Source organism: Streptomyces sp. NPDC086989 (assembly GCF_044745505.1).
In the GTDB taxonomy this organism is placed as follows: domain Bacteria; phylum Actinomycetota; class Actinomycetes; order Streptomycetales; family Streptomycetaceae; genus Streptomyces.
In genome coordinates this window covers 186,375-208,850 of record NZ_JBIVAL010000005.1, presented here as the reverse complement: position 1 = coordinate 208,850, position 22,476 = coordinate 186,375, and the positions used below count along the sequence as shown (strand labels likewise).

The 22,476-nt window shown below is 74.2% G+C and carries 23 protein-coding genes; 11 read left to right on the top strand and 12 right to left on the bottom strand.

The features are described 5' to 3' along the window. Positions 1-16: 16 nt before the first annotated feature. The 3 genes from ACIPK4_RS13745 to ACIPK4_RS13735 form a co-directional block, all read right to left on the bottom strand. Positions 17-2,794, bottom strand: coding sequence for an AAA family ATPase (locus ACIPK4_RS13745; protein WP_402312223.1), 2,778 nt, complete (start codon positions 2,792-2,794; stop codon positions 17-19). Between the two features lie 189 nt (positions 2,795-2,983). Continuing rightward, on the bottom strand, positions 2,984-4,768 hold the full coding sequence (locus tag ACIPK4_RS13740; protein ID WP_402312946.1) for a S8 family peptidase: 1,785 nt from the start codon (positions 4,766-4,768) through the stop codon (positions 2,984-2,986). Positions 4,769-5,277: 509 nt separating this feature from the next. Then, positions 5,278-6,021: a DUF1838 family protein gene (locus tag ACIPK4_RS13735; protein ID WP_402312221.1), complete on the bottom strand. Its 744-nt coding sequence runs from the start codon at positions 6,019-6,021 to the stop codon at positions 5,278-5,280. A 112-nt stretch (positions 6,022-6,133) separates the two neighbouring features. Between ACIPK4_RS13735 and ACIPK4_RS13730 the strand changes: the two genes are divergently transcribed. The 8 genes from ACIPK4_RS13730 (at position 6,134) to ACIPK4_RS13695 (ending at position 12,568) form a co-directional block, all read left to right on the top strand. Next, positions 6,134-7,126 carry a DUF1996 domain-containing protein gene (locus ACIPK4_RS13730; RefSeq protein WP_402312218.1) on the top strand — a complete coding sequence of 331 codons (993 nt, stop codon included), beginning with the start codon at positions 6,134-6,136 and terminating at the stop codon, positions 7,124-7,126. A gap of 97 nt (positions 7,127-7,223) precedes the next feature. Further along, complete coding sequence (locus tag ACIPK4_RS13725) at positions 7,224-7,820, top strand: sigma-70 family RNA polymerase sigma factor (RefSeq protein WP_054221182.1); 597 nt, start codon at positions 7,224-7,226, stop codon at positions 7,818-7,820. Then, a complete protein-coding gene (locus ACIPK4_RS13720; RefSeq protein ID WP_402312215.1) occupies positions 7,817-8,545 on the top strand; it encodes a zf-HC2 domain-containing protein in 729 nt (242 codons plus the stop codon). Before ACIPK4_RS13725 ends, ACIPK4_RS13720 begins: the two co-directional genes overlap by 4 nt. Positions 8,546-8,612: 67 nt before the next feature. Continuing rightward, complete coding sequence (locus ACIPK4_RS13715) at positions 8,613-9,020, top strand: hypothetical protein (RefSeq protein WP_402312212.1); 408 nt, start codon at positions 8,613-8,615, stop codon at positions 9,018-9,020. A gap of 129 nt (positions 9,021-9,149) precedes the next feature. Then, entirely contained in the window at positions 9,150-10,061 is a 912-nt protein-coding gene (locus tag ACIPK4_RS13710; RefSeq protein WP_402312209.1) for a RimK family alpha-L-glutamate ligase, read from the top strand. Further along, complete coding sequence (locus ACIPK4_RS13705) at positions 10,058-10,861, top strand: RimK family alpha-L-glutamate ligase (RefSeq protein WP_402312206.1); 804 nt, start codon at positions 10,058-10,060, stop codon at positions 10,859-10,861. The genes ACIPK4_RS13710 and ACIPK4_RS13705 overlap by 4 nt, the downstream gene beginning before the upstream one ends. 188 nt (positions 10,862-11,049) lie before the next feature. Beyond that, positions 11,050-11,904, top strand: coding sequence for a DMT family transporter (locus tag ACIPK4_RS13700; protein ID WP_402312203.1), 855 nt, complete (start codon positions 11,050-11,052; stop codon positions 11,902-11,904). A gap of 271 nt (positions 11,905-12,175) precedes the next feature. Next, positions 12,176-12,568 carry a hypothetical protein gene (locus ACIPK4_RS13695; protein WP_402312200.1) on the top strand — a complete coding sequence of 131 codons (393 nt, stop codon included), beginning with the start codon at positions 12,176-12,178 and terminating at the stop codon, positions 12,566-12,568. Between the two features lie 18 nt (positions 12,569-12,586). On the opposite strand, the gene ACIPK4_RS13690 is transcribed toward ACIPK4_RS13695, so the two are convergent. After that, positions 12,587-13,000, bottom strand: a complete 414-nt coding sequence (locus tag ACIPK4_RS13690) for a winged helix-turn-helix transcriptional regulator (RefSeq protein ID WP_376200356.1) — start codon at positions 12,998-13,000, stop codon at positions 12,587-12,589. An 84-nt stretch (positions 13,001-13,084) separates the two neighbouring features. On the opposite strand from ACIPK4_RS13690, the gene ACIPK4_RS13685 reads away from it, so the two are divergent. After that, positions 13,085-13,897, top strand: a complete 813-nt coding sequence (locus ACIPK4_RS13685; protein WP_402312197.1) for an NAD(P)H-binding protein — start codon at positions 13,085-13,087, stop codon at positions 13,895-13,897. Here ACIPK4_RS13685 and ACIPK4_RS13680 read toward each other — a convergent pair whose 3' ends face one another. Continuing rightward, on the bottom strand, positions 13,898-14,737 hold the full coding sequence (locus tag ACIPK4_RS13680) for a PaaX family transcriptional regulator C-terminal domain-containing protein (protein WP_402312194.1): 840 nt from the start codon (positions 14,735-14,737) through the stop codon (positions 13,898-13,900). Positions 14,738-14,869: 132 nt separating this feature from the next. Here ACIPK4_RS13680 and ACIPK4_RS13675 point away from each other — a divergent pair, with 132 nt between their 5' ends. Further along, positions 14,870-15,253, top strand: coding sequence for a hypothetical protein (locus ACIPK4_RS13675; protein ID WP_402312191.1), 384 nt, complete (start codon positions 14,870-14,872; stop codon positions 15,251-15,253). A gap of 82 nt (positions 15,254-15,335) precedes the next feature. Here the strand turns inward: ACIPK4_RS13675 and ACIPK4_RS13670 are convergent, their stop codons facing one another. Next, the gene (locus ACIPK4_RS13670; protein ID WP_402312189.1) at positions 15,336-15,815 is read right to left on the bottom strand and encodes a hypothetical protein; all 480 of its coding nucleotides are present in this window, start codon (positions 15,813-15,815) and stop codon (positions 15,336-15,338) included. 137 nt (positions 15,816-15,952) lie between these two features. Next, positions 15,953-17,023, bottom strand: a complete 1,071-nt coding sequence (locus tag ACIPK4_RS13665; RefSeq protein WP_402312186.1) for a DUF2330 domain-containing protein — start codon at positions 17,021-17,023, stop codon at positions 15,953-15,955. A gap of 129 nt (positions 17,024-17,152) precedes the next feature. Here ACIPK4_RS13665 and ACIPK4_RS13660 point away from each other — a divergent pair, with 129 nt between their 5' ends. Further along, positions 17,153-17,632 (top strand): hypothetical protein, encoded by a 480-nt coding sequence (locus ACIPK4_RS13660; protein WP_402312184.1) that lies wholly within the window; start codon positions 17,153-17,155, stop codon positions 17,630-17,632. Here ACIPK4_RS13660 and ACIPK4_RS13655 read toward each other — a convergent pair. Genes ACIPK4_RS13655 through ACIPK4_RS13635 form a run of 5 tightly spaced genes read right to left on the bottom strand, consistent with a single transcriptional unit; the run spans position 17,590 to position 22,409 of the window. Further along, complete coding sequence (locus tag ACIPK4_RS13655; RefSeq protein WP_402312181.1) at positions 17,590-18,306, bottom strand: HAD family hydrolase; 717 nt, start codon at positions 18,304-18,306, stop codon at positions 17,590-17,592. The two genes, ACIPK4_RS13660 and ACIPK4_RS13655, sit on opposite strands and share 43 nt — an antisense overlap. Further along, a complete protein-coding gene (locus tag ACIPK4_RS13650) occupies positions 18,303-19,400 on the bottom strand; it encodes an ABC transporter ATP-binding protein (protein ID WP_402312178.1) in 1,098 nt (365 codons plus the stop codon). The genes ACIPK4_RS13655 and ACIPK4_RS13650 overlap by 4 nt, the downstream gene beginning before the upstream one ends. 5 nt (positions 19,401-19,405) lie before the next feature. After that, positions 19,406-20,350, bottom strand: a complete 945-nt coding sequence (locus ACIPK4_RS13645; RefSeq protein ID WP_402312176.1) for an ABC transporter permease — start codon at positions 20,348-20,350, stop codon at positions 19,406-19,408. Further along, positions 20,338-21,246, bottom strand: coding sequence for an ABC transporter permease (locus ACIPK4_RS13640; RefSeq protein WP_402312173.1), 909 nt, complete (start codon positions 21,244-21,246; stop codon positions 20,338-20,340). Before ACIPK4_RS13640 ends, ACIPK4_RS13645 begins: the two co-directional genes overlap by 13 nt. Continuing rightward, the gene (locus ACIPK4_RS13635) at positions 21,246-22,409 is read right to left on the bottom strand and encodes an ABC transporter substrate-binding protein (protein WP_402312171.1); all 1,164 of its coding nucleotides are present in this window, start codon (positions 22,407-22,409) and stop codon (positions 21,246-21,248) included. Before ACIPK4_RS13635 ends, ACIPK4_RS13640 begins: the two co-directional genes overlap by 1 nt. Positions 22,410-22,476: the final 67 nt, after the last annotated feature.

Genomic DNA, 22,476 nt, shown 5'->3' with positions numbered 1-22,476 from the left:
GCCGCCCGGCGCTCCCTCACGGGGTGCGCAGGGTGGTGGCCAGCTGGGCCCGGGAGCGCACGCGGAGCTTCTGGTAGATCCGGGTCAGCCGGGCCTCGACCGTCTTGACGCTGACGAACAGCTTCGCGGCCGCCTCCTGGTTGCTGGCGCCCTCGGCGACGAGCAGGGCCAGCCGGGCCTCCGCCTCGGTCAGTGCCGCGAGGGCCACGGCCGGACCGCCCGCGGCCGCGGCCGGGGTGTGGTCCCGGTTCTCCTCAGCGAGTTCGGCCCAGGGTTTCGCGCCGGCCGCGGCGAACACCTCGGCCGCGGCGCCCAGCGCGGCACGGGCGGGTGCGCGCCGGCGCCGGCGCCGCTCCACGCGGGCCAGGGCGAGCAGCGTACGGCCGCGCTCCACCGGGAGCTGGAGCGCGGCGAACCGGTCCGCCGTGGCCGCCAGCAGGTCCACGGCGGCGTCGGCGTCGCCCTGCGCGGACAGGCACAGGCCGCGGGCCCGGTCGAGTGCGGGGAGCACCGCGGTGCGCCCGAGGCGAAGGGCGACCGTACGGACGGAGGCGAGCAGTTCGGCGGCCTCGTCGGGCGCGTCCACGGCCACGAGCGCCTCGGCCAGCTCCCCGTGCCAGCGCAGGATCGAGGGGTCGACGACCTGCTGGGCCTCCTCCAGTTCGGCCACGCGGCGCAGCGTGGCCACTGCTGCTGCGGCCTCCCCCGTCGCGAGTTCGGTCAGGCCCAGCGCGTACAGGCTGCGCGAGAGGAACACCTGGTCGTGTTCCTCCTCGGAGGCCTGAATGCCGCGCCGGGCGTACGCCGCGGCGCGCGCGAAGCTTCCACCCACGGCCTCGGCCATCGCAGCGGCGTACCAGGCGGGGCCCGGCGAGAGGCCCGCCTCGATGGTCAGTTCGAGGGCGCGCCGGGCGTGCGCGGACGCGAGGGCGCAGCGGCCGCGCCGCAGTTCCACCTCGGTGAGGCTGCGCAGGACCTCGAAGACGTCCTCGGCGGATCCCGTGCGCCGGACGGCGGGGAGCAGGACGAGCAGCTGCCGGCGGGCGTCGGCGAGGCGGTCGTCGAACAGGGCGTGCCGTACGGCCAGGTACTGCGGTGCGTTGCGCATGCCCAGCGGCACCTCGGGGGCGGGCAGGGCCAGGGCCTCGGCGAGGATGTCCTCGGCGTCCGGGTCCCCGAGGATGCGGCCCATCCGGGCCCGTACGGTCAGCGCCATGGCCTCGGCCACCTGGTCGCCGCCCAGGGCGGCGAGGCGGCCGGCCTCGGCGGCGGCGTCGCGGGAGCGGACGGGGTCGCCGTCGCTGAGGTTGTACTTCGTGGCGATCCGCAGCTGTACGGCGGCCCGGAGGGCGGGGTCGGCGGCGGCGTCGTCCATGGCGTACGCGAAGGTCTCGTCGAGGTCCGCGAGGGCCTGTCCGGCGGCGTCGATCACGGCGAGGCGGGCCCGTACCCGGTCGGCGGGCGAGGCGTCGCGGGCCAGTACGGCGCGGGTGGCGCGGCGGGCGAGGTCGGCGCGGCCGGCCCAGCCGGCGTCCTCGGCCGCGGCGACGAGGCGGGACAGTTCGTCCCCGGCCCGGTTGCTCGGCGTCCGTTCGGCCGCGAGCAGGCCGAGTTCTGCGGCCAGGGCGCGCTGGCCGCGCCGTCGGCAGGACGCGGCGGCCTCGGTGATCTCGGCGGCGAGCCACTCGTCGGGGGTGTCCACGGCCAGGGCCCGGTGGCGCACGGCCTGTACGGGGTCGTCGACGGCGTCGGCGAGCGCGGCGTGTGCGGCGGCGCGCTCGGGCCAGCGGGCGTCGGCGGCCAGGGCCATGGGAAGGGCTCCGGCGGTGAAGGCGACCGCGCCGTCCTCCCCCACGGTGACGAGCGCGGCCCGTTCCGCCTCGGCGAGTTCGGCCTCGGCGTCGGGGCGGCCGGCCCGGCGCAGCAGGGCGGTGGTCGGGCGGGCGGCGAGGGCGGCCAGGAGCAGGGTGCGGCGGGCCTGGGCCGGGGCTTCGGCGAGGAGCCGGCGGGCGACTTCGCGGGCCTGGCCGGACAGGGGCAGCGGATCGGCGTGGTGGGCGCTGCCGTCGCGGGCCTCGGCGGCTTCGGCGAGGGAGTGGCCGAGGGCGAGCGCGAGGCGGGGGTTCCCGCCGCTGGCCTGGTGGATGCGGCCGGCGAGCCGGGCGGGCAGGCCGTGGCGGGCGAGGAGTTCGGCTATCTCGTCGGCGCCGAGTGCGGGGACGCGGATGGCGGGGGTGCCGGGGCCGCACAGGGGCCCGCCGACCGGGGCTCCGCCCTGGACGCATTCGGCGACGAGGACCCGTACGCGGGGCGGGGTGAGCCGCAGGGCGAACCGGAGCAGATCGGTGCTTTCGGCGTCCAGCCACTGGGCGTTGTCGAGGACGAGCAGGACGGGGTTGGCGCTGGCGAGGGTGCGGAGCACCTCGACGACGGCGAGGCGCAGCGCGACGTGGTCGCGGCCGGCGCGGGGCGCGTCGGTCTCGCGGCACAGCAGGGCGATGGCGGTGCGCTGGGGTCCGGAGAGCCGCTCCAGCGCGGCGGCGGGGACGGAGGCGAGGAGTGCGGCGGCGGAGGCCTCCGGAATCCACTGGTCCGCGGCTTCGGGGGTGAGGCGGAGCACGGTCTCGTGGCGGGCCGAGGCCGCGGCCGCGACCGTGGCGAGCGCCTCGGTCTTGCCCGCGCCGGCGGGCCCGGTGAGCAGCGCCCGCCCGTGCGTGTTCAGCGCGCGTTCGACCGCCTTGATCAGTTCACCGTGCCCGACGGTCGTGTCAGCGTTCCCCGTCGCCGCCACCACGCACAGCCACCAGCCTCTCGGTCCCCATTCTGTGCCTCTCCTGTGAGAGGCGACAATACGAGGTCGGGTGCCGGGTGGACACGGATTGTGACGCAGAATTCAGTCGGTTGTGCGGAAACGGCTGCGGACCTGCCGGTACGAGGTGTACTGGCAGGTCCGCGGGGCTCAATGGTCCGTACTATCGGGCCCTCAGAAGGCGAGGCTCCAGGCGTCGATGTAGCCGGTGTCGCCGCCGGCGTTGTCGTTGACGCGGAGCTTCCAGGTGCCGTTGGCGACCTCCGAGGAGGCGTTCACGGTGTACTGCTGGTTGATGTTGTCGGTGCTCCCGCCGGCCCGGTTGTGCAGCGTGTAGACGCTGCCGTCCGGAGCCACCAGGTCGACCTTCAGGTCACCGATGTAGGTGTGCTTGATGTCCACGTTGACCTTGAGGGCGGCCGGGGCGTTGCCCGCGACTCCGCTGACCGTGATCGGGCTCTCGACGGTGGTGTTGTCGGAGATGTTCACGTCCGTGGTGTTCTCGAAGCCCGGGGTGGGGGGCGTCGAGGTCACGGCGTTGATGGTCGCGGCGGCGTCGGCGATGCCGGTGCCGCAGCCGCCGGTGCAGGTGCCGGGGAGCGGGCGGGCGTTGGCCTTGATCGCGGCCTCGACCTGCGCCGGGGTCAGCGAGGGCTTGGCGGCGACGACGAGGGCGGCGAGGCCCGCGACGTGCGGGGCGGCCATGCTGGTGCCCTGGTAGGGCTTGTAGATCTCGGAGCCCGGGGTGGTGGTGCCGTTGTTCAGCGTGGAGAGGATGCCGTTCTCGGGCGTGGTGACGGTGCCGGGCGTGTCGGTGGCGCGGCGGGTCTCACCACCGGGGGCGGCGACGTCGACCTTGGCGCCGTAGTTGGAGTAGAAGGAGCGGTCGCCGGTGCGGTTGGTGGCGGCCACGGCGACCACGTTGTTGCAGCTGGCCGGCGAGAAGCCGGCGGCGTCCGCGTTGCTGTTGCCGGCGGCGACCACGACCGTGGTGCCGCGGGCGACGGCCGCGTTGATCGCGTTCTGGTAGCTGGTGGTGCAGGCGCCGGAGCCGCCGAGGCTCATGTTGATGACCTTGGCGGGGGTGGCGTTGGCCGGGACGCCCGCGACGGTGCCGCCGGAGGCCCAGGTGATGGCGTCGACGATGTCGGAGGTGGTGCCGCCGCACTTGCCGAGTACGCGGACGGGCTGGATCTTCGCGTTGTACGCGATGCCCGCGACGCCCTTGGCGTTGTTGGTGGCGGCGGCGATGGTGCCCGCGACGTGGGTGCCGTGCCAGGAGGAGCCGCTGGCCGTGGAGCCGGTGCCGCACTCGCCGGCCGCGCTCCAGTCGCCCTGGTCGGCCGGGTTGTTGTCACGGCCGTTGCCGTCACGGGCGGCGGTGGAGTCGGAGATGAAGTCGTAGCCGGCGACGATGTTGGGCGCCACGTCGGAGTGGGCCACGTAGCCGGTGTCGATCACTGCGACGGTGACTCCGGAACCGGTGGTCTTGTCCCAGGCTGCCGGAACGTTCATGCCACCGGTGGGCTCGAAGAGGTCCCACTGCTTGGCGTACTCGGTGTCGTCCGGGGTGGCCATCGCGTAGGCGCGGGCGTCCGGCTCGACGTACGCGACGTCCGGGTCGGCGCGGAACTGGGCCATCACGTCCGCCGCGTCGGCCGGGGCGGTCGCACCACCCAGGTTGACGAGGGCGGCGCCGGTGCCGAGGCGGCGGTCGAACTTCGCCTTCTTGCCGGCCTTCTTGCCCTTGGCGGCGGCGTCGTCGGCGGCGGCCTCATTGGAACTGGCCTCGGTCGCCGAGGCCTTGTAGCCGACGATCAGGTTCTGCACGGGCGCGGCTGCCGGGGTCGCGGGGGCGCCGGCGGCCGGGAGGGTGGCGGCGGCGGGGGCCGGAGCGGGCTCCGAGCCGGTCAGCGCCACGGAAGCGGTGGCGGAGCCGGCGAGCAGGGTGACGGACATCGCCACCACGGATATGAGCCTGCGTCTCGTTGCGTGCACGGTGTTCCCTTCGCGGGCCGTTTCCGGGCAAGCCGGAGCGGGCGGTTGGAGCTGTGTGGGAGGTGAACCGGCGGCCACGGGGCCGAGGACGGGTTGGTCATGCCCGTCCCGGCCACCGCTGCTCGCCGCGTCGTCCCGGCCGCTTCGGCGGGGCTGGGACGACGGCGGTGCGGGCGATCGCCCGGCCGCACGGATTCACACCATGTGGGGTTGGTGCGGGGTCCGTCCGGGACGGAAGAGATCGCCGGTGGGCAGACAGTAGGCAACCGGGGGATGAACCCGATACGGGGAAAACCCTTGTCCGCCCCCTGACGGCCCCCCTGCACCTCCCCCAGTCCCTGCCCTCGCCCCTGCCCCGATCCGACGCCCCCGGGCTACCCGCCCGGGCGAAGGCGGACCGCCCTTCGCGCCACCGCCGGGCGCGGCCGACCGGCCGACCCCCGGGCAACCTGGGACGAACCCGACAGGGCCTAGCGCGGCGGGGATCCGTGGTGGGTGCGGAAGTACGTCCAGCTCGTCTCGTTCGGTTCGGTCCACTTCTCCGGGGCGTGGGCGTATTCCGGGTGGCGGTCCGCGACGTACGTGCGCAGGTGTTCCGGGACCTCCGTGTACGAGCCGAGCTTGCGGCCCCGGCAGTGGAAGGCGAGGCCGCCCGGACGCTGTCCCTGTTCCATCCACGGGAGCCAGGGGGACATCCGCATCCAGGACATGGTGCACGGCACGCCGGGTGCGTCGGTGGTGAACACCGCGCCGGGTGCGAAGAACTGGAAGAGCTCCAATGCCCGGTAGGTGTCGTCGGCGGAGTTCAGCGGGTACTCGGCGACCGGCAGCGGCGAGGGGTAGGCGATCGGGATCTCCAGGCTGAAGCAGACCTGGTCGCCGAGTTCGGTCACGGGGACCGGGAACGGCCGCAGCCGCAGGTTGGCCGGATCGTTCCAGATGTGGACCACCGGCTTGCCCTCCCAGGTGTCCAGGATCTCCCGGGTCCGCGGGTCCAGGTAGAACCCCGCCTCCCTGGTGAGCAGCTGGAAGCCGCCGCCCTCGGAGTCCTCGACGAGGCGGGCCACGTTGAGGCCTTCGAAGCCGAAGACGTGCCGGTAGGGCTGTTCGGGGGCCCAGGAGTAGATGTCCCCGGTCCACCAGAAGGTCACCTCGGTGCCGTCGAGCGAGGCGCGGGTGCGGGCGAACGCGTGCAGGAGCTCAGCGGGTGTCATGCCCGGTACTCTGCGCGGCCGCGCACCGGCTCGGCAACCCGCCGGGCGGGGGCCTGGCCGACATGCGGACTCGGAGTTGACGATGCGGCGCGCACCGACGACCGTGACCGGCATGGGGAACGAACGCCGTCTGCTCACGCTGCTCGTCTGCCTGGTGCTCGGCATCGGGCTGACGGCCGCCGTGCTGGGCGCCACCCGGCTAGCGGGCCCCGACGGGAAGCCGCATTCCGGGACGAACTCCCGTGACTACGTGGACATACGGGACGTACCCTCCGGCCCGGGCGAGCCGCCGGCCGGCCCCGACGCCTCGACGGGCACCGTGACGGTGGACTGCGGGCGCAACGAGGAGCGCCACTACAACGAGGACAACCTGGTGGTGTCGCCCGGGCTGCGCTCGGGCGCCCACCACACCCACGCGTACGTCGGGAACCTGTCCACGGACGCGATGTCCACCGACGCCTCCCTGGCCGCCGCGGCGACCAGCTGCCGCGGCGGTGACCGCTCGACGTACTACTGGCCGGTCCTGCGCCGGCCGGACCGGGCGGGCGGTCATCCGCAGGAGGGCTCCGCCGGGCACGGCAACGTGGGCCCGATCCTGCCCGAGGCGGCGGTGTCCGTGGAGTTCCGCGGCAGCCCGGTGGGCAAGGTCGTACCGATGCCGCGCTTCCTGCGCGCGATGACCGGGGACGCGGTGGCCCGCACCGCGGCGAGCGACGCCGACGTCCGGGCCCGCTGGGGCTGTTCCGGCACGCCCGACCGGTCCACCACCCGTTACCCGCGCTGCCCCGCCGGGGAACGCCTCACCCGTACGCTCGTCTTCCCCAGCTGCTGGAACGGGCTGGACACCGAGAGCCCGGGCCACCGCTCGCACCTCCTCTTCCCCGCGTCCAACGGCGTCTGCCCGCAGGGCACCTTCGCGGTGCCGCAGCTGCGCATCTCCCTCGCGTACGAGGTGCCGCCGGGGGCGCCGGTCGCCGTCGACTCCTTCCCCGAGCAGCGGCACAGCCCGAAGACGGACCACGCGATGTTCGTGGACGCCATGACGGACGCACAGATGGCCGCCGTCGTCGGCTGCCTGAACGAGGGGCGCACCTGCCGCACCTGAGCGCCACCGCCCGTGTGACGCGGGTCACATGAACCGCTCGCTCCGCAGACGCGTGTTCTGTCCGCACCAGATGGGCGAGGAAGACGGAGAGGGTGAGATGGCCGGACCACTGTGGCCCCGCACGCGGCGGGGCTCGACCGATGAGGCACTGATCAGGTCGGTGTACGAGGAGCACGGCCACGCCCTGCTCGCCTACGCCACCCGGCTGACCGGGGACCGGGCCACCGCCGAGGACGTCGTCCAGGAGACGCTCATCCGCGCCTGGCGGCATTCCGAGGTGCTGGTCAACGGAAAGGGATCGGTGCGCGGCTGGCTGCTGACGGTGGCCCGCAACATCATCACCGACCGCTACCGGGCCAAGGCCGCGCGCCCCGCGGAGGTCTCGGGGGCCGCCGCCGCTCCGCCGGTCGAACTGGACCACGCCGACTCCATCGTGGACACGATGACCGTGCTGGGCGCCCTGGACCAGCTCTCCCCGGAGCACCGGGACGTGCTGAAGGAGTTGTACTACCGCCAGCTGAGCGTGGCCGAGGCGGCCGACAGCCTCGGCATCCCGGCGGGGACGGTCAAATCCCGCGCGCACTATGCGCTCAAGGCGTTGCGCGAGGTGTTCCGACAAGGAAGTACCAAGGAGGGCAATCGAATGGGCAGGCCGCCCCAGCGGCCCGCCGGACTGCGTGAGGTGGTGGCATGAACCGGCAGCGGCACGAGGAGGAACTGCTCGGCCCGTACGTTCTCGGCGTTCTGGAGGCGGAGGACGTCCGCCGGGTCGAGGAGCACATGAGCGGCTGCGTGCAATGCCGGGAGGAGGTGGCCGCGTTGCGCGAGATGGAGGCGGCATTGGGCGAGGTGCCTGCGGAGGCCTTCCTCGACGGGCCGCCGCAAGGTGGTGACCTGCTGCTCCAGCGCACGCTGCGGCAGGTGCGCAATGAGGCGGCCGGGGACCGGCGCCGGCGCTGGAGCGTCGCGGGACTGGCCGCGGCGGCCTCGCTGGCCGCCGTGTTCTGGGCCGGGGCCCAGCTGGGCTCCGCGGACGCCGGGCCGGTCGCCCTGCCTCCGCAGCCCACGCCGACGCAGACGGCGGCCCCGTCGCCCCCGGTCGCCGGCACGAAGGTGGCCGCGGCGACCGACGCGAGCACCGGGGCGCGGATGACCGTCCAGGTCACGCCCGCCGCCAAGTGGGTCCGGGTGCACGCGGCCGTGGCGGGTATTGCGCCGGGCGAGCGCTGCATGCTGATCGTGGTCGGGCGGGACGGGAAGCGGACGCCGGCCGGCAGCTGGGTCGTCGGCAGCCAGAACGGCGAGGGCAAGGGCGCCTCGCTGGACGGCTCGGCGGCCGTGGACCCGGCCAACGTCAAGGAGGTCGTGGTCGAGAACGACGCGGGCAAGCGGTTCGTGTCCGTGCCCATGCCGGTGTAGCCGGCGCGACCTCCGGGGAGCCCGGACGGCCGGTGACGGCCGCCCGGGCTCTTCGCCGTACGCGCTGGTGCGACTGCTCGTCGGCGAACCGGCCCTGGCCACGAGGCGCGTGGCGCTGCCGCGGCGTGCGGTGGAGCTGCGCGCGGAGCCTGCGGTCCTGCGGGCGGCCCTGGACGACCTCGTGTCCGCCCGCGAGGGCCGGCCCGGTCTCGCGGCCTCGACGGCGAACGCCCTGCGCGACGGGAGCCTGCACGGCGACCGGGTGGGGGATCCGGAGGTGGTCCTGGAGGCCGTACGCGCCCTCGCGCAGGACGGGGCCGGGGTGGCGGGCCGGTTCGCGGTCGGGCTCACCACGGCCGTGGGGCGGCGTCTCGGGTGGCCGCCGGAGTGGCGGGAGCTGCTGAGGGGGCTGACGAGACACGCGGAGACGGAGGTACGGGACGCGGCACTCGTGGCGGTCACGCACCACGAGTGACGGCCCTCCGACGGCTCGGGGTCCCACACCCCATCCGGACCGATCATCACATTGCGGTTCATGACATCCTGTGACGTCACAACTCGCCGGACGGGATCGGCGGACGTCCGGGAAATATGGGGAAGGTCGATGAGGCTCTGCTTCCTGGTGGAGGAGCACTACCGCCACGACGGCATGCCGAACGAGGTGATCCGGCAACTGACGGCGTGGGGACACCGCGTGGACGTCGTGCGGCCGGGCGGTTCGCTGCTGCGGATGAATGAGGCCGTGGCCTCGGGCACGCACGACGCCTGGGTGCTCAAGACCGTGTCGGGCGGTCCGGGGCTGACGCTGCTCGAAGCCGCTGCCGCGGCCGGTATGACGACCGTCAACGACGCCCGCTCGATCCGGGGCGTCCGGGACAAGGCGCTGGCCGCGGCCATCGGGCGGACCCGGGGGCTCCCGATGCCGCCGACGTACGCCGCGGCGCAGCCGGAACTGCTGCGGGAGATACCGGCGGCGGAGTACCCGCTCGTCGTCAAGCCCGCGGACGGCAGCTCGGGGCGGGCCGTGCACCTGGTGTCGTCGCCCGCGGAGCTCGAAGCGGTGCTGCCGGTGCTCGCGGGCGAGCACATGCTCATCGCGCAGCCGTACGTGGCCAACTCGGGCACCGACATCAAGGTGTACGCGGTCGGCGGGGAGCTGTTCGCCACCGAGCGCTGTTCGCCGCTGCACCCCGATCCGGCGGTGCGGGAGCGGCGGGTGCCGTTGTCGGCCGAGGTCGCGGCGATCGCCGCGCAGGTGGGTGCGGTGTACGGGCTCGACCTGTACGGCGTGGACGTGCTGCTGGGCCCCGACGGGCCGGTCGTGGTGGACGTGAACGACTTCCCGAGCTTCCGTCAGGTCCCGGACGCGGCGGCTCGGGTGGCACGGGCCGTCCTGGGGCTGGCGAGCGCGGGCAGCGCGACGGCAGCCGCCTGCCACCCCCGGGCCCAGGGCCTGCCGGTGTCGATCCCGGCGCAGGGGGCGGCGGCCGCGCGGACCGGGGAGGTGGCGCTGTGAGGGTCTGCCTGGTCACCCCGGAGCCCGGCCATCCGCTGCTGGCCGGCGCGACGGCGCTGCTGGAGGCCGCCGGGCACCGGGTGGAGTCGCTGGACCCGGGCGCGGCGGGCGGTGCCCCCGCCGACCCGGCCGACGTGTACCTGCTCAAGGCGCGCACACCGCGGGCCCTGGACCTCGCGCGGGAACTGGAGCGCCGCGGGGCCCCGGTGCTGAACTCCGCGGCGGCGACCACGCTCTGCCAGGACCGCACCGCGATGGCGGAGCTCGCCCTGTCCGCCGGTCTGCCGTTCGCCGGCACCCGTACGTACGGCTCCCTCGCCGCCTGGGCGGCCGCGGAGCCGCTCCCCGGTCCGCCCCTCGTGGTCAAGAGCCGGCACAGCCGCCGGCACGACCTCGTCGCCCTCGTCGACGACGGGGCCCGGCTGCGCGAGCTCGCCGCGCACTGGCCGCAGGAGCCGGTGGTGGTCCAGGAGTTCGCGCCGAACAGCGGCTGGGACCACAAGCTGTGGGCCGTCGGGGACCGCGTCTTCGCCGCCCTGCGCCGCTCCGAGCTCGCGCCCGGGGTACGGGGTCCGGCGCGGCCGCTGTCCCTCGCCGAACTGCCGCCGGGCTGGGCCGACCTGGTCCGCCGGACCGGTGAGGTGTTCGCGCTCGACGTGTACGGGGTGGACCTCGTCGACACCGGCGACGGCACCCCGCTGATCGTCGACGTCAACGCCTTCCCCGGCATCCGGGGCCAGGCCGGCGCGCCGAAGGCCCTGGCGGCCCTCGCCCTCGACCGGGCCGCCCGCCCCCGCTGATCCCGCCCGCCGGCCCCGCCCGCTGATCCCGGCCGCCTGATCCCGCCCGCCGATCCCGCCCGCTGATCCCGCCCGGCGGAGGCCCGCCCGGCACCGGTCGCGCCCGGCGGGGGCCCGGACGTGCGGTATCGGCGCCGCGGGGCGTGTCGGCGGGCCGCGCCGGCGGCGGACGCCGTGAGGATCGGCGGATGGGCTTCGTGCTGCCGGTCCTCTTCGCGCTGTTCGCGGCGCTCAGCAATGCGCTGGCCACCGTGCTCCAGCGACGGGCCGCGCTCACCGTGCCGCAGAGCAAGGGCTTCCGCTTCGGTCTCGTCCTCGACCTGCTGCGGCGTCCCGTGTGGATCGCCGGGATCCTGGCCGTGATCGCGGCCGGGGTGGGGCAGGCCGCGGCGCTGGCCACCGGCGCGCTGGTCCTCGTACAGCCCCTGTTCGTCCTGGAGCTGCCGCTCGCGCTGCTGATCGCCTCACTGCTGACCCGGCGGCGGCTGCCGGGGGCGCTGTGGCTGGCCGTGGCGGGGGTGGTGGCCGGGCTCGGTGTGGCGCTGGCCGCGGCCGCACCCGCCGGGAACCGGACGCACGTGCCGATCGACCGGTGGGTCCCGGCGCTCGCCGTGTGTGCGGCCGTGGTCGCGGGCCTGGCGGTGGCCGGGCTGCGCCGCCCGCCGGGCCGCGCCCGGGCCGGCTGCCTGGGCGCGGCCACCGCCGTCTGCTACGCGCTCACGGCCGCCCTGATGAAGCATTCCGTGTACGTGCTGACCGAGAACGGCATCGTCGGGTTCCTGACGGCATGGCAGACGTACGCCTTCGGCGCGACCGGTGTCTGCGCCCTGCTGCTCCTCGAACACGCCATGCAGGGCGGACCGCTGGTCGCCTCGCAGCCCGCGCTGACCCTGGGCGATGCGAGCGTCAGCATCGCGCTGGGCGTGGCCCTGTACGAGGAGCATCTGCGGGCGGGCTGGTGGCTGCTGCCGCAGCTGCTGGGCGTGGCGCTGATCTGCGCGGGCGTCGTGGCCCTCGCCCGCGCCGGCACGGGCGCCCCCTGACCGGCCGGGAGCCGCAGCTCCCGGGCCGCCACGGCAGGGCGGACCACGCGTGCCCCCCGATGCCGCAGCCGTACGGCCCGGGAGCGCTGCGGCCCCCACGACCGGCCAGGCCCCCCAGGCCGTCACCGCGATGGGCACGACCCCGGGTGCGGGGGGGGCATCGTCCCTCCTGGGGGCCGGCCCGCAGGGCTGGGCTACGATCACGGCGCATTGACCAGATCATCGTTCCAGGAGGTGGCCGGTGGGCGTCAGCCCTCACGGCAGAGTGCCGATGTCCGTGACCGCGCTGCTGGCGGGGGCCCTGCTGCTCACCGGCTGTTCCGCCGGGGCGTCCCCGGCGCCGGGGCCGGCACACCCGCCGGCGCCGACCGCGAGCCCGACGCCGCCCGCGTCACCGGCCCCCGGGGCCCCCACCCCGGCGCCCACGGGGACGCCGCCCGCCGCCTCCACGGAGCCGGACGAGACCCCGGACCCGGGGGCCACGCCCGGCGCCCGCCCGAAGTCCCCGCCCCCGGCGGGTGCTTCGAGGGTCCCCCAGAACCCGAACCGCGGACCCAACCCGCCACCGGCGCCGACGCACGTCCCGACGCCGAACTGGACGCCGTGGAAGCCCGACCTCAAGGACCCCTCGATCCCCACCTACACGATCGCGCCGCTGCCGTAGGGCTTCGGGGCCGCCGGGTCAGCGGATTCCGGCGTCGGGATGTGCGGTGTCCCATGCGCGGCGCGCCCTCGCGATGGCATCGCGGTGCTGCGCCGACCAGTCGGCGAGGGCCTTCACCAGATGCGTCAGGCTGTGGCCCGTCGTGGTGAGTTCGTACTCGACCTGTGGGGGCACCGTCGGGTGCACGGTCCGTGTGATCAGCCCGTCGCGCTCCAGCCGCCGCACGGTGAGCGTGAGCATCCGCTGCGAGATACCGGGCACGGCGCGTTGCAGCTGCCGGAAACGGCGTACGCCCTGGGCCAGTTCGACGACGACCAGGACCGACCACTTGTCGCCGATCCGGTCGAGCACGTCACGGATCCCACAGTCCTCGTGCTCGTCGCCGCAGCTGACGACGGGTGGGGTGGTTACCGCCGTGTGCCCTGCTGACATGCAAGTGCCTCCTTACGCCCCCTGGCGCGACCCCGCAGGATGAACCCGGTTACCGAAGAGAACCTACCGGAACGGGAGATCCTCATGATCCTGGTCACCGGCGCCACCGGCGCCCTGGGCTCGCTGATCGCCGAACGGCTGTCCGGCCGCGACGACACCGTCCTCGGGACGCGCGATCCCCGGCAGGTCCGGGCTTCGCTGCCGGTCCGCCGCATCGACTTCGACGACCCCGCCACTCTCACCGAGGGCTTCGCGGGCGTGGACGTGCTGCTGCTGGTCTCCGCGGGCTACGGCGAGGACGACACCGTCATCGCCCGGCACGGCGCCGCCGTCGACGCCGCCGAGAGGGCCGGTGTCCGGCAGGTCGTCTACACGAGCCTCGCCTCCGGCGGCGATCACCTCCCCTACGCCCTGCCGCACCGCTGGACCGAGCGCCGGCTCCGGGAGAGCGCCATGCACTGGACGGTCCTGCGCAACGGTCTCTACGCGGAGCTGCTCGGCGCGATCGCGGCGCCGTCGCCGGACGGCCGGATCACGGCACCGCTCGGCGAGGGCCGACTGGCGGCCGTCGCACGCGCGGATCTGGCGGACGTCGCGGTACGGGTGGCGGTGGAGGCGCCCGCCCATGCGGGGCGCGTCTACGAACTCGTCGGCGAGCAGGCCGTCGGAGGCGCCGATCTGGCCCGCGCACACGGGCCCCACGTCACGTACGAGCCCGGGACGCTCGCCGCGGCCCGGTCGCACATCGCCGCTTCCGGCGCCGAGCTCTTCCAGGTGCCGATGCTGGTGGGCACGTACTCCGCCATCGCCGCCGGATTCCTGTCCGGCACCACCGGTGACCTGCGCCGTCTGCTGGGACGCGCTCCCCGCTCCCCGCTCGCGGCGGCCCTCGCCTAGTCAGGTCCCGTCCGTGCCCTCCGTCAGGCCGGTGATCTCCTGGACGTGGTGGAGGCTGGGGGTCTGGAGGATCGTGTGGAGTTGCTGGAAGAGCCGGCGGGCCTCCACCGCGTTCCAGTCGGGCGGCAGGAGTTCGGTCGGCAGGCCCGGGTCGAGGTACGGGAGGCGGCGCCACTGCGTCAGCAGCGGCACGTAGTGGCGGAACGCGTCCGCCGGGCCGGGTCCGCCCTGCGCGGCGAGGCGTTCGGCGACGGGGCCGTAGGTGTCGGTGAAGGCCGCGTACTGGGTCTGGATCGCCGGGAAGTCCCACCAGTCGCCCACGGTCTGAGCCAGGTCGCTGAATGCGGCGTAGTCGGCGGCGAACAGGTGCACGTACTCGCTGAGGCCCAGCCGTACGAGCATCCCGCGGGCGTCGTCCAGGAGCCGTCCCGGGGCCAGCCACACGCCGGGGGCGATGTTGCCGAAGCCGAGCCAGGTCAGCCGGGAGCGCAGCTGGTAGCGGCGGGAGCGCTCGGACTCCGGTACGGAGAACACCGCCATGGCCCAGCCGTCGGCCAGGTCGGCGGGTTCGAGGCTGGCGAAGATGCGGCGGTCCCCCTCGTCGAAGACGGGGCGCGCGGTCTCGCTGAGCCGGTAGCCGCTGGCGCCCCGGCGCTCCGGTTCGAGGACGCCGCGCTTCTTGAGCCGCGAGATCGCCGACCGCACCGCCGGTCCGTCGACGTCCAGCTCATCCATCAGCGTGATCAGGTCGGCGATGGAGATCCAGCCGCCGAGGCGGCGCAGGAACGCTCCGTAGACCGTGGTGATCAGCGAGCTGGGCCTGAGGGGGCTGTCCGACATGATCGCCTTCCGTTGTGCGCGGCCGTGATCATATCGAGCCTCTCCCCCGCAAGCTCGGGCATCAACCCGGTTGCCGAGGCGGCGCGGTCCCGTCGATCCTGTGTGCTCGGCACACGGAAACAGGAAGAAAACATGGGGCTGATCCTCTACCCGGGCGACGGGGACAACAGCAGTCCGGACGCCACCTGGTCCTGCGTACGCTTCCACTCGTTCCGCAGGCGCCTGGCCCGATCCGAGGGGTTCGACCTCGATGGGATGTGGGGCTTCGGCGGCGATCGGCCGTGGAGCGGGGTGTCCACCGTGCTGGAGCCACTGCTCGATCATCCGGATGTGTGCGGTGACGACCTGTCACCCGACGACTGTGCGGTGATGCTGCCCCGGCTGGAGGCGATCACCCATGCGTGGGCGCAGGACGACGACGGCCCGCTGCTCCACCGGCACCTCGAGGACGCCCGCCGCCTGGCCGACGTCCTGCGCTTCTGCGTCGAGAGGCAGGTGCCGTTGCTCTTCGGCTGAGACGCGCGCCGGCGGCGGGGGTCATGCGGCGGGCTCGGGTCCCGGCCGCATCGGGGCGCGGGACGAGCGCGGGGGACGCGGTTCAGTCGTCGGCGCGGCCCTCTCCCGCCATGAAACGCCAGACCAGGGCGTGCCCCAGGACGATCAGTCCGATCAGTATCAGGGCCTCGGCCTGGATGGGGCGCAGGCCGATGTGGCCGGCGAGTTCGGGGAAGGCGCCGACGACGGCGATGAGGGCGTAGAGGAGTGCGGCGCCGGCCTGCTGCCAGGTGACGAAGCGGTCGCCCCGCGTGCGGGCCAGCAGCCGCAGGGTGCACGCACAGCCGACCACGGCGAGGGCGATGAAGGCCGCACGCCAGATCTGCGGCTGCTGGGTGCCGCCGACCTGGGCGAAGAGGCCCATCAGGGCGGGCAGCAGGAAGGACAGGTAGATCCCGCCGACGAGACGCCGCAGCGCGGGGTCCCGCATCCAGTCCGCGTGGTTCTGGACGACGTTCCACCACAGGCCGACCAGCGTGAAGCACGTGGCGGAGAAGAGCGCGTAGAAGGTTTTGACGTCCACGGACCCGAGGGTGGCAGTGGGAGCGGACGGGGTGGGCGTTACACGCCCTGACGCCGGCGCGCCCCGCCGGGACGGCCCACACGACCGCGCTTGCCCCCCCCCGGCCGCCCCGGTCCGGGGGGCCGGGCCGGGACCGTTCAGCCGGAGTGCGTACGCGATGTCCGGCGGCGGCGGGTGAACACCGCCGCCGCGAGGGCGACGAGGACGGCCGTGAGCGTCAGCAGCCAGGCGGGGACGCCGCCGACGGTGAGCAGTTCGCCGTGGTAGATGACCTTCCGGTACGGCGTGTCGGCGGCCGTGGCGCGCAGTTCGTGATCACCGTCGATGCGGCCGGGCTCCGGGAACTCCTGGTCGATCGCCGTCAGGAAGGCGGGCTTGCCGCCGGTGAGCGTGGCGAGGGCGCCCTCGGGGGTGACCTCGCCGGCGAAGGTGACCTTCGGCTCGGCGCCGCCGATCCGGGAGGCGGGTTCCATCCGGTGGTCGGCGAGGACGTACAGGCCGAGCGACTGGGGGGTCTTGGCCAGCCGGGACAGCCGCATCGGGTAGACCAGCCGGTCGCTGTCGAAACGGATCTTCAGCGGGTCGAGGGTGCCGGTCAGGGTCTTGCCCGGCTCGCGGGGCGCCAGGCGTACGGCCACGTACTCCCATTTCCGGTCGACGTACGGCTTCAGCTCGGCGGCGAGGCCGTCGGGCAGTGTGAAGCCGTTCGTCTCCAGCCAGTTGCGCAGCGCGTCCGGGTCGGTCGCGGTGAGGCGCGCGACGTCGAAGTCACCGAGCTGTTCGCGGCCGACGACGCCGACGGAGGGTGCGCCCGCCCGGGGCGCCGCGTCGCCCGCGGAGTCGGACGTGCCCCAGGAGAAGGGCCAGTCCCGGTCACGGGGCCAGAAGTAGCCGCGGGTCCTGAACTCGGGCCGGGTCAGCCGGGTCAGCTGCCGGAACACCTCCCCGTCGCCCAGTTCCACCGTCGCCCGTCCGGGTACCGGCATGATCCAGGCCGCGCGCGGGGCGTCCCCGCGGACGACGAACCCCATCACGATCTGCTCCGTACGCCCGTCGAACCGCACGACGGAGGTCTCCCGTTCGACGCCGATCCGGGCGTAGCCCGGGGGGATCATGGCGCCGCAGCCGCACGCGTACGCCGGGCTGATCAGCGATCCCAGCTGCGTCGCGAGCAGGGCCAGCAGGAGGGCGGCGATTCTTCGTTTCATCCACACGGGGTCTCAGACGAGGACCCCTGTGATCCGGTTCCGGCCACCGTCGTCGCCCCCTGGTCACAGGGCCGTTCCGACTCGCGGAACCCCCTGGTCAGGGCAGTTGCCGATGCCCATACTGCTCGCATGAGAGGGACGGACAAGCCGCGCAGCAGCCCGCTGGTGCCGGACGCGGTGGGGGCGGAGATCGGCCGGCACGACTGGGAGACCGTGACGTGCGGCTGCGGCCGCGGCGCGGGGCATCTGGTGGACACCCTGTGGGCTGCGGCCGAGGGCCATCCGGCGGCCTTCCGGGCGTTGGAGGGCCACGCCTTCCTCTCCGGGCGCCTGCATCCGCCGGCCCCCGCGGTGTGCGGGGTGCTGATGGCCGTCTGGTCGGCGGGCCCACCGCGGCTGGCCACCCGCGAGGCGCTGTTGTGGACCGTGCTGTCCCTGCTGGGCAGCGAGGACGACGGGTCCGCGTACGAGGCCGGGCTGTACGGGCAGTGCGCGGCGTTCGTCCGGGCCTGTCTGCCCTCGCTGCACCGCGCGGCGGACGCCGCTCCGGGCAGCCCGACGGCCGCCTACGTGGACGGTGTCGTGGAGCTGCTCGGCCTGGCCTCCTGACGACCTAGCCCCGAGGCGGCGGCCGCCTCGACGCAGCGCCGCAGCAGCTCCGGGGTGACGTCCTCCAGGGAGGGCGCGAAGGTGCGTACGGGCGAGGCGGGCACCTCCAGCAGTGACGGGACCACCAGCACCGCGCATCCGGCGGCCTCGGCGGAGGCCGCGCCGTCGGGCGAGTCCTCCACCGCGACGCAGTCCCGTACCGCGGCGCCGATCCGCCCGGCGGCCGTCCGGTAGGGGTCCGGGTGCGGCTTGGTCCGGTCGGTGTCGTCGGCGGACAGGGTGAACGCGAACGGGACGTGGGCCAGCGAGCCGCCGACCACGGAGTCGACGACGAGCCGCGGCGAGGCGCTGACCAGGGCGAAGGGGACGCCCTCCGTCTCCAGCGCGGTCAGCAGCCGCTGGGCGCCGGGCCGCATCGGCGCCCCGGCCTCCACCCGGCGGAAGAAGTCCTCGGTCAGGGCGCGCGCCACCTCGTACGGGTCTCCCCCTCCGCAGACCCGTACCAGGTGGGCGGCCGTGTCCTCGACGGCGCGGCCGACTACCTCGGGCGCGTCCGCGCCGGTGAGTTCGTGGCCGAGGCCCTGCGCGATCCGCTCGGCGGTCCGCCACCACAGCACCTCGGTGTCGACGAGGGTGCCGTCCATGTCGAACAGGACGGCGGCGAGGGCGCTCACGCGGACCGGGCCACGACGAGGACCGGGCGCTTGGCCAGGCCGACGGCGGCGCGCGCACCGGGCGTCAGTTCGCCGGCGTCCCGCGAGGGCAGGTCCGCCTTGACGGTGGTGCCGCCGGGCAGTTCGAGGTGGAGCCGGGTGACCGCGCCGAAGAAGGACGCGGAGACCACGGTGGCCGTGCCCGCGGCGTCCGCGGTCGCGGTGACGTTCTCGGGCCGGACCAGCACCTCCACCTCCCGCGTCCCCGTGGGCGCCGGGCCGTCGACGGGCAGCCGGACGCCGGCCACCTCCACCAGGCCGGCGTCGGTGAGCTGTCCGGGCAGCCGGTTCATGGTGCCGACGAACTCGGCGACGAAGGGCGTCGCGGGGCGGTCGTACAGTTCGGCGGGGGCGGCGCACTGTTCGAGGCGCCCGGCGTTCAGGACGGCGACCCGGTCGGCCATCGACAGCGCCTCCTCCTGGTCGTGCGTGACGAACACGGTGGTGATGCCGAGGGAGAGCTGGAGCCGGCGGATCTCGTCGCGCAGGCTGGCCCGGACCTTGGCGTCGAGCGCCGACAGCGGCTCGTCGAGCAGCAGGACGCGGGGGCGCAGTGCGAGGGCGCGGGCCAGGGCGACGCGCTGCTGCTGGCCGCCGGACATCTGGTGCGGGTACCGGTCGCCGTGGTCGGGGAGGCCGACCAGGTCGAGGAGTTCGGCGGCGCGCTCGCGGCGCTCGGCGGCCCCGGCCTTGCGCACGCGCAGGCCGAAGGCCACGTTGTCGCGGGCACTGAGGTTGGGGAAGAGGCTGTACGACTGGAAGACCATCCCGGCGTCGCGCCGGTTGGCCGGTACGCGGGTGATGTCCTCGCCGTCGACCAGGACCTCACCGGAGTCGGGCTGCTCGAAACCCGCGACCACGCGCAGCGCGGTGGTCTTTCCGCAGCCCGACGGGCCGAGCAGGGCGACGAGTTCGCCCGGCTCGATGGTCAGGTCGAGCCCGTCGAGGGCGACGGTCGAGCCGAACGCCCGCCGCAGGCCGCGGAATTCGACGCGCGCGCCCGCGGGGGACGCGGACTGCTCGGGCTTCCTGGCCGCGGGAAGGGTGGTGGACATGTGGGTCAGGACTCCTTGCGGGAGGTGGAGGACGTGCGGGGGGCGGAGGACACCGTGGCGGGGTTGGTCCCGGCCCGCGAGAGGACGAGCAGCAGCAGCCACGTGATGAGGAGGCTGAGGATGGAGACGGCCACCGACATCCGGGCGTGGGCTCCGGAGATCGTGACGATCCACACGGCGAAGGGCCTGAAGCCCAGCAGTGAGGCGATGGTGAACTCGCCGAGGACCAGGGCCAGGGTGAGGAAGGCTGCGCCGGCGAGGGAGGCCCGCAGGTTGGGCAGCAGCACGCGCAGGACCACGTACGGCCAGCTCGCGCCGCAGCTGCGGGCGGCCTCGACCAGCGTCGGCACGTCGATGGCGCGCAGGCCGGCGTCGAGCGAGCGGTAGACGAAGGGCAGGGCCAGCACCGTGTACGCGAGGACCAGGACGACGGGGAACTGCTCGTTCTGGACGGCCAGGAAGGTCTGGTACAGCGGGGTCCGCGACAGGTGCTCGGGGCCCCAGCGCAGCACGGTGGTGATGCCGGTGACCAGCGCGATCGGCGGGACCACCAGCGGCAGCATGCACATCACCTCCACGACCGGCCGCAGCCGCGGCGAGCCGAGCCGTACGGCGACCAGCGCGGGCACGGCGAGCAGCAGCGACGCCGCGATGGTGGCGGCGGCCAGCCCGAGGGAGAGCAGCAGGCTCTCGGTGAACCCGTCGGCGGAGAGCAGCTGCGTGTACGCCTCGAAGCTGATGCCCTGACCGGGCACGTGCACGGTGAAGACGAAGGAGGCGACGAGCGGGACGAGGAAGTAGGCGCCCGCGAGCAGGAGTACCGCTGCGCGCCAGACCCGGGGACGGGGGCGGCGGCGCGTCGGGGCCGCCGTGGCCGCCGGGGCGGTGCCGGACGCGGCCGCCCCGGTCTCCGGGGCGGTCGGTGCGGGCGTCGGGGTCATCGCAGCCATCGGGCGCTCCGTCGCTGGAGGGGCAGGTAGACCGCCATGACGAGGCCGGCGATCAGGATCATGTCGAGGCCGAGGGCGAGCGCCACGTTCTCCTGTCCGGTCAGCACGTTGCCGGACAGCGCGTCGGCGATCTTGAGCGTGACCAGCGGTACGGAGCCGCCGACGAGGGCCGCAGCCGTGGCGTGCGCGGCGAAGGCGGTGCCGAAGAGCAGTACGAACCCGCCGAGCAGCGAGGGGGTCAGGACCGGCAGGCCGACGTGGCGCCAGAACTGCCATCCGGTGGCCCCGTTGTTCTGGGCGGCTTCGCGCCATTGTGGACGCAGTCCGTCCAGCGCCGGGGCGATCACGAGGACCATCAGCGGGATCAGGAAGTACAGGTAGACCACGGTGAGGCCGGTGAAGGAGTACAGGTTCCAGCCGAGGCCCGTGAGATCGGCGAGCCGGGTGACGACCCCGGAGATGCCGAGGGTGGCGATGAACGCGAACGCGAGCGGGACGCCGCCGAAGTTGGCGAGGACGCCGGAGGCGGTCAGCGTGGCACTGCGCAGGGCCCGGGACCGGGAGGTGACGACGGCCTGGGCGATCAGGACCCCGAGCACGCCGCCCACGGTCGCGGTGAGGGCGGAGAGCTGGACGCTGCCGATGAGCGAGCCGAGGTAGGGGCCCTGGAGCGAGCGCGCGAGGTGCTCGCCGGTCAGCCGGGTGGCGCCGGTCGCCGGGTCGGTCTGTGTGACGGCGCCGAAGGCGATGGCGCCCAGCGGGACGCCGAAGCAGAGCGCGGTGAAGGCGAGGAGCGGGAGGGCGGCGAGCCAGGTGCGCGGGCCGCGCCGCCGGCGGCGGCCGGTGCTGCCGCCGGCGGTCCCCTCCGGGTGGGAGGTGGGGGTGGAGGGGGACATCAGGAGAGGGCCTTGTCCCACTTCTCGGCGAGGGTGGCCTTGGCCTTGTCCAGCTCCGGGGAGGCGGGGAAGGCCGGGGTGCCCTGGGTCTGCGGGAGCTTGGCGGCGGCGTCCTTGTCGGCGGTGCCGTCCTGGGTCATGACGGGGAGCAGGACCGGGCGGGCGTGCCCCTTGAGCCACAGGTTCTGGCCCTCGGCGCTGTACAGGAACTCCATCCACAGGCGGGCGGCGGCCGGGTTCGGGGCCTCCTTGTTGATGGCCTGCGAGTAGTACTGGGCGTAGACGCCGTCGGTGGGGACGGCGACCTTCCAGTCGACGCCCTTGTCCTTGAACTGCTCGGCGTAGCCGGCGTTCAGGTAGTCCCAGTCGATGGAGATGGGCGTCTCGCCCTTCTCTACGGTGGCCGGGGTGGACTCGACGGGGATGAAGTTGCCGCTCTTGCGCAGCTGTCCGAAGAAGTCGATGCCGGGCTGGATGTCCGCGAAGGAGCCCTTGTTGGCGAGGGCGGCCGCGTAGACGCCGCCGAAGGCGGAGCCGGACTTGGTCGGGTTGCCGTTGAGGGCGACCTTGCCCTTGTACTCGGGCTTCAGCAGGTCCGCGAAGGTGGCGGGGCAGTTGGGGATCTTGGCGGCGTCGCAGCCGATGGAGACGTAGCCGCCGTAGTCGTTGTACCAGCGGCCGTCGGCGTCCTTCTGGCCGGCGGGGATCTTGTCCCAGGCGGCGACCCTGTACGGGGCGAAGAGGTTCTCGTCGGCTCCGCTGCGCGCGAAGGCGATGCCGAGGTCCATGACGTCGGGGGCGCGCTTTTGGCCCTTGCGGGACTTCACGGCGGCGATCTCGTCGGAGCTGGAGGCGTCCGGGTTCTCGCTGCTGACCTTGACCTTGTACTTGGCCTCGAACGCCTTGATGATCTCGCCGTAGTTCGCCCAGTCCGGCGGCAGCGCGATGACGTTCAGCTGGCCTTCCTTCTGGGCGGCCGCGACGAGGGCGTCCATGCCGCCGAGGTCGGCGACCGAGGTGGCGGCGCCGGGCTGCTTCTTGGACTTGCCGTCGGCGGCGGTGCCGCCGGCCTGGTCCGGAGCGGCGCCACACGCGCTGAGCGTAGTGAGGACGGCGGCGCTGAGGAGTACGGCCGCACCACGGCGGGCGGAGGAACTGAGCACGGTCTCTCCCGGAGACGGGTTCCTGACGGGGGTCGACTTGTCTGAACAAGTTGGCTCCAGTTCGCCC

What these genes read in the sequence shown, in the direction of transcription:
- ACIPK4_RS13660 (WP_402312184.1), top strand. Translation starts at nt 17,153, where the DNA reads ATGAGAGGGACGGACAAGCCGCGCAGCAGCCCGCTGGTGCCGGACGCG.
- ACIPK4_RS13730 (WP_402312218.1), top strand. Translation starts at nt 6,134, where the DNA reads ATGGGGAACGAACGCCGTCTGCTCACGCTGCTCGTCTGCCTGGTGCTC.
- ACIPK4_RS13725 (WP_054221182.1), top strand. Translation starts at nt 7,224, where the DNA reads ATGGCCGGACCACTGTGGCCCCGCACGCGGCGGGGCTCGACCGATGAG.
- ACIPK4_RS13680 (WP_402312194.1), bottom strand. Translation starts at nt 14,737, where the DNA reads ATGTCGGACAGCCCCCTCAGGCCCAGCTCGCTGATCACCACGGTCTAC.
- ACIPK4_RS13740 (WP_402312946.1), bottom strand. Translation starts at nt 4,768, where the DNA reads ATGTCCGTCACCCTGCTCGCCGGCTCCGCCACCGCTTCCGTGGCGCTG.
- ACIPK4_RS13675 (WP_402312191.1), top strand. Translation starts at nt 14,870, where the DNA reads ATGGGGCTGATCCTCTACCCGGGCGACGGGGACAACAGCAGTCCGGAC.
- ACIPK4_RS13685 (WP_402312197.1), top strand. Translation starts at nt 13,085, where the DNA reads ATGATCCTGGTCACCGGCGCCACCGGCGCCCTGGGCTCGCTGATCGCC.
- ACIPK4_RS13650 (WP_402312178.1), bottom strand. Translation starts at nt 19,400, where the DNA reads ATGTCCACCACCCTTCCCGCGGCCAGGAAGCCCGAGCAGTCCGCGTCC.
- ACIPK4_RS13645 (WP_402312176.1), bottom strand. Translation starts at nt 20,350, where the DNA reads ATGGCTGCGATGACCCCGACGCCCGCACCGACCGCCCCGGAGACCGGG.
- ACIPK4_RS13735 (WP_402312221.1), bottom strand. Translation starts at nt 6,021, where the DNA reads ATGACACCCGCTGAGCTCCTGCACGCGTTCGCCCGCACCCGCGCCTCG.
- ACIPK4_RS13695 (WP_402312200.1), top strand. Translation starts at nt 12,176, where the DNA reads ATGTCCGTGACCGCGCTGCTGGCGGGGGCCCTGCTGCTCACCGGCTGT.
- ACIPK4_RS13720 (WP_402312215.1), top strand. Translation starts at nt 7,817, where the DNA reads ATGAACCGGCAGCGGCACGAGGAGGAACTGCTCGGCCCGTACGTTCTC.
- ACIPK4_RS13700 (WP_402312203.1), top strand. Translation starts at nt 11,050, where the DNA reads ATGGGCTTCGTGCTGCCGGTCCTCTTCGCGCTGTTCGCGGCGCTCAGC.
- ACIPK4_RS13710 (WP_402312209.1), top strand. Translation starts at nt 9,150, where the DNA reads ATGAGGCTCTGCTTCCTGGTGGAGGAGCACTACCGCCACGACGGCATG.
- ACIPK4_RS13690 (WP_376200356.1), bottom strand. Translation starts at nt 13,000, where the DNA reads ATGTCAGCAGGGCACACGGCGGTAACCACCCCACCCGTCGTCAGCTGC.
- ACIPK4_RS13640 (WP_402312173.1), bottom strand. Translation starts at nt 21,246, where the DNA reads ATGTCCCCCTCCACCCCCACCTCCCACCCGGAGGGGACCGCCGGCGGC.
- ACIPK4_RS13665 (WP_402312186.1), bottom strand. Translation starts at nt 17,023, where the DNA reads ATGAAACGAAGAATCGCCGCCCTCCTGCTGGCCCTGCTCGCGACGCAG.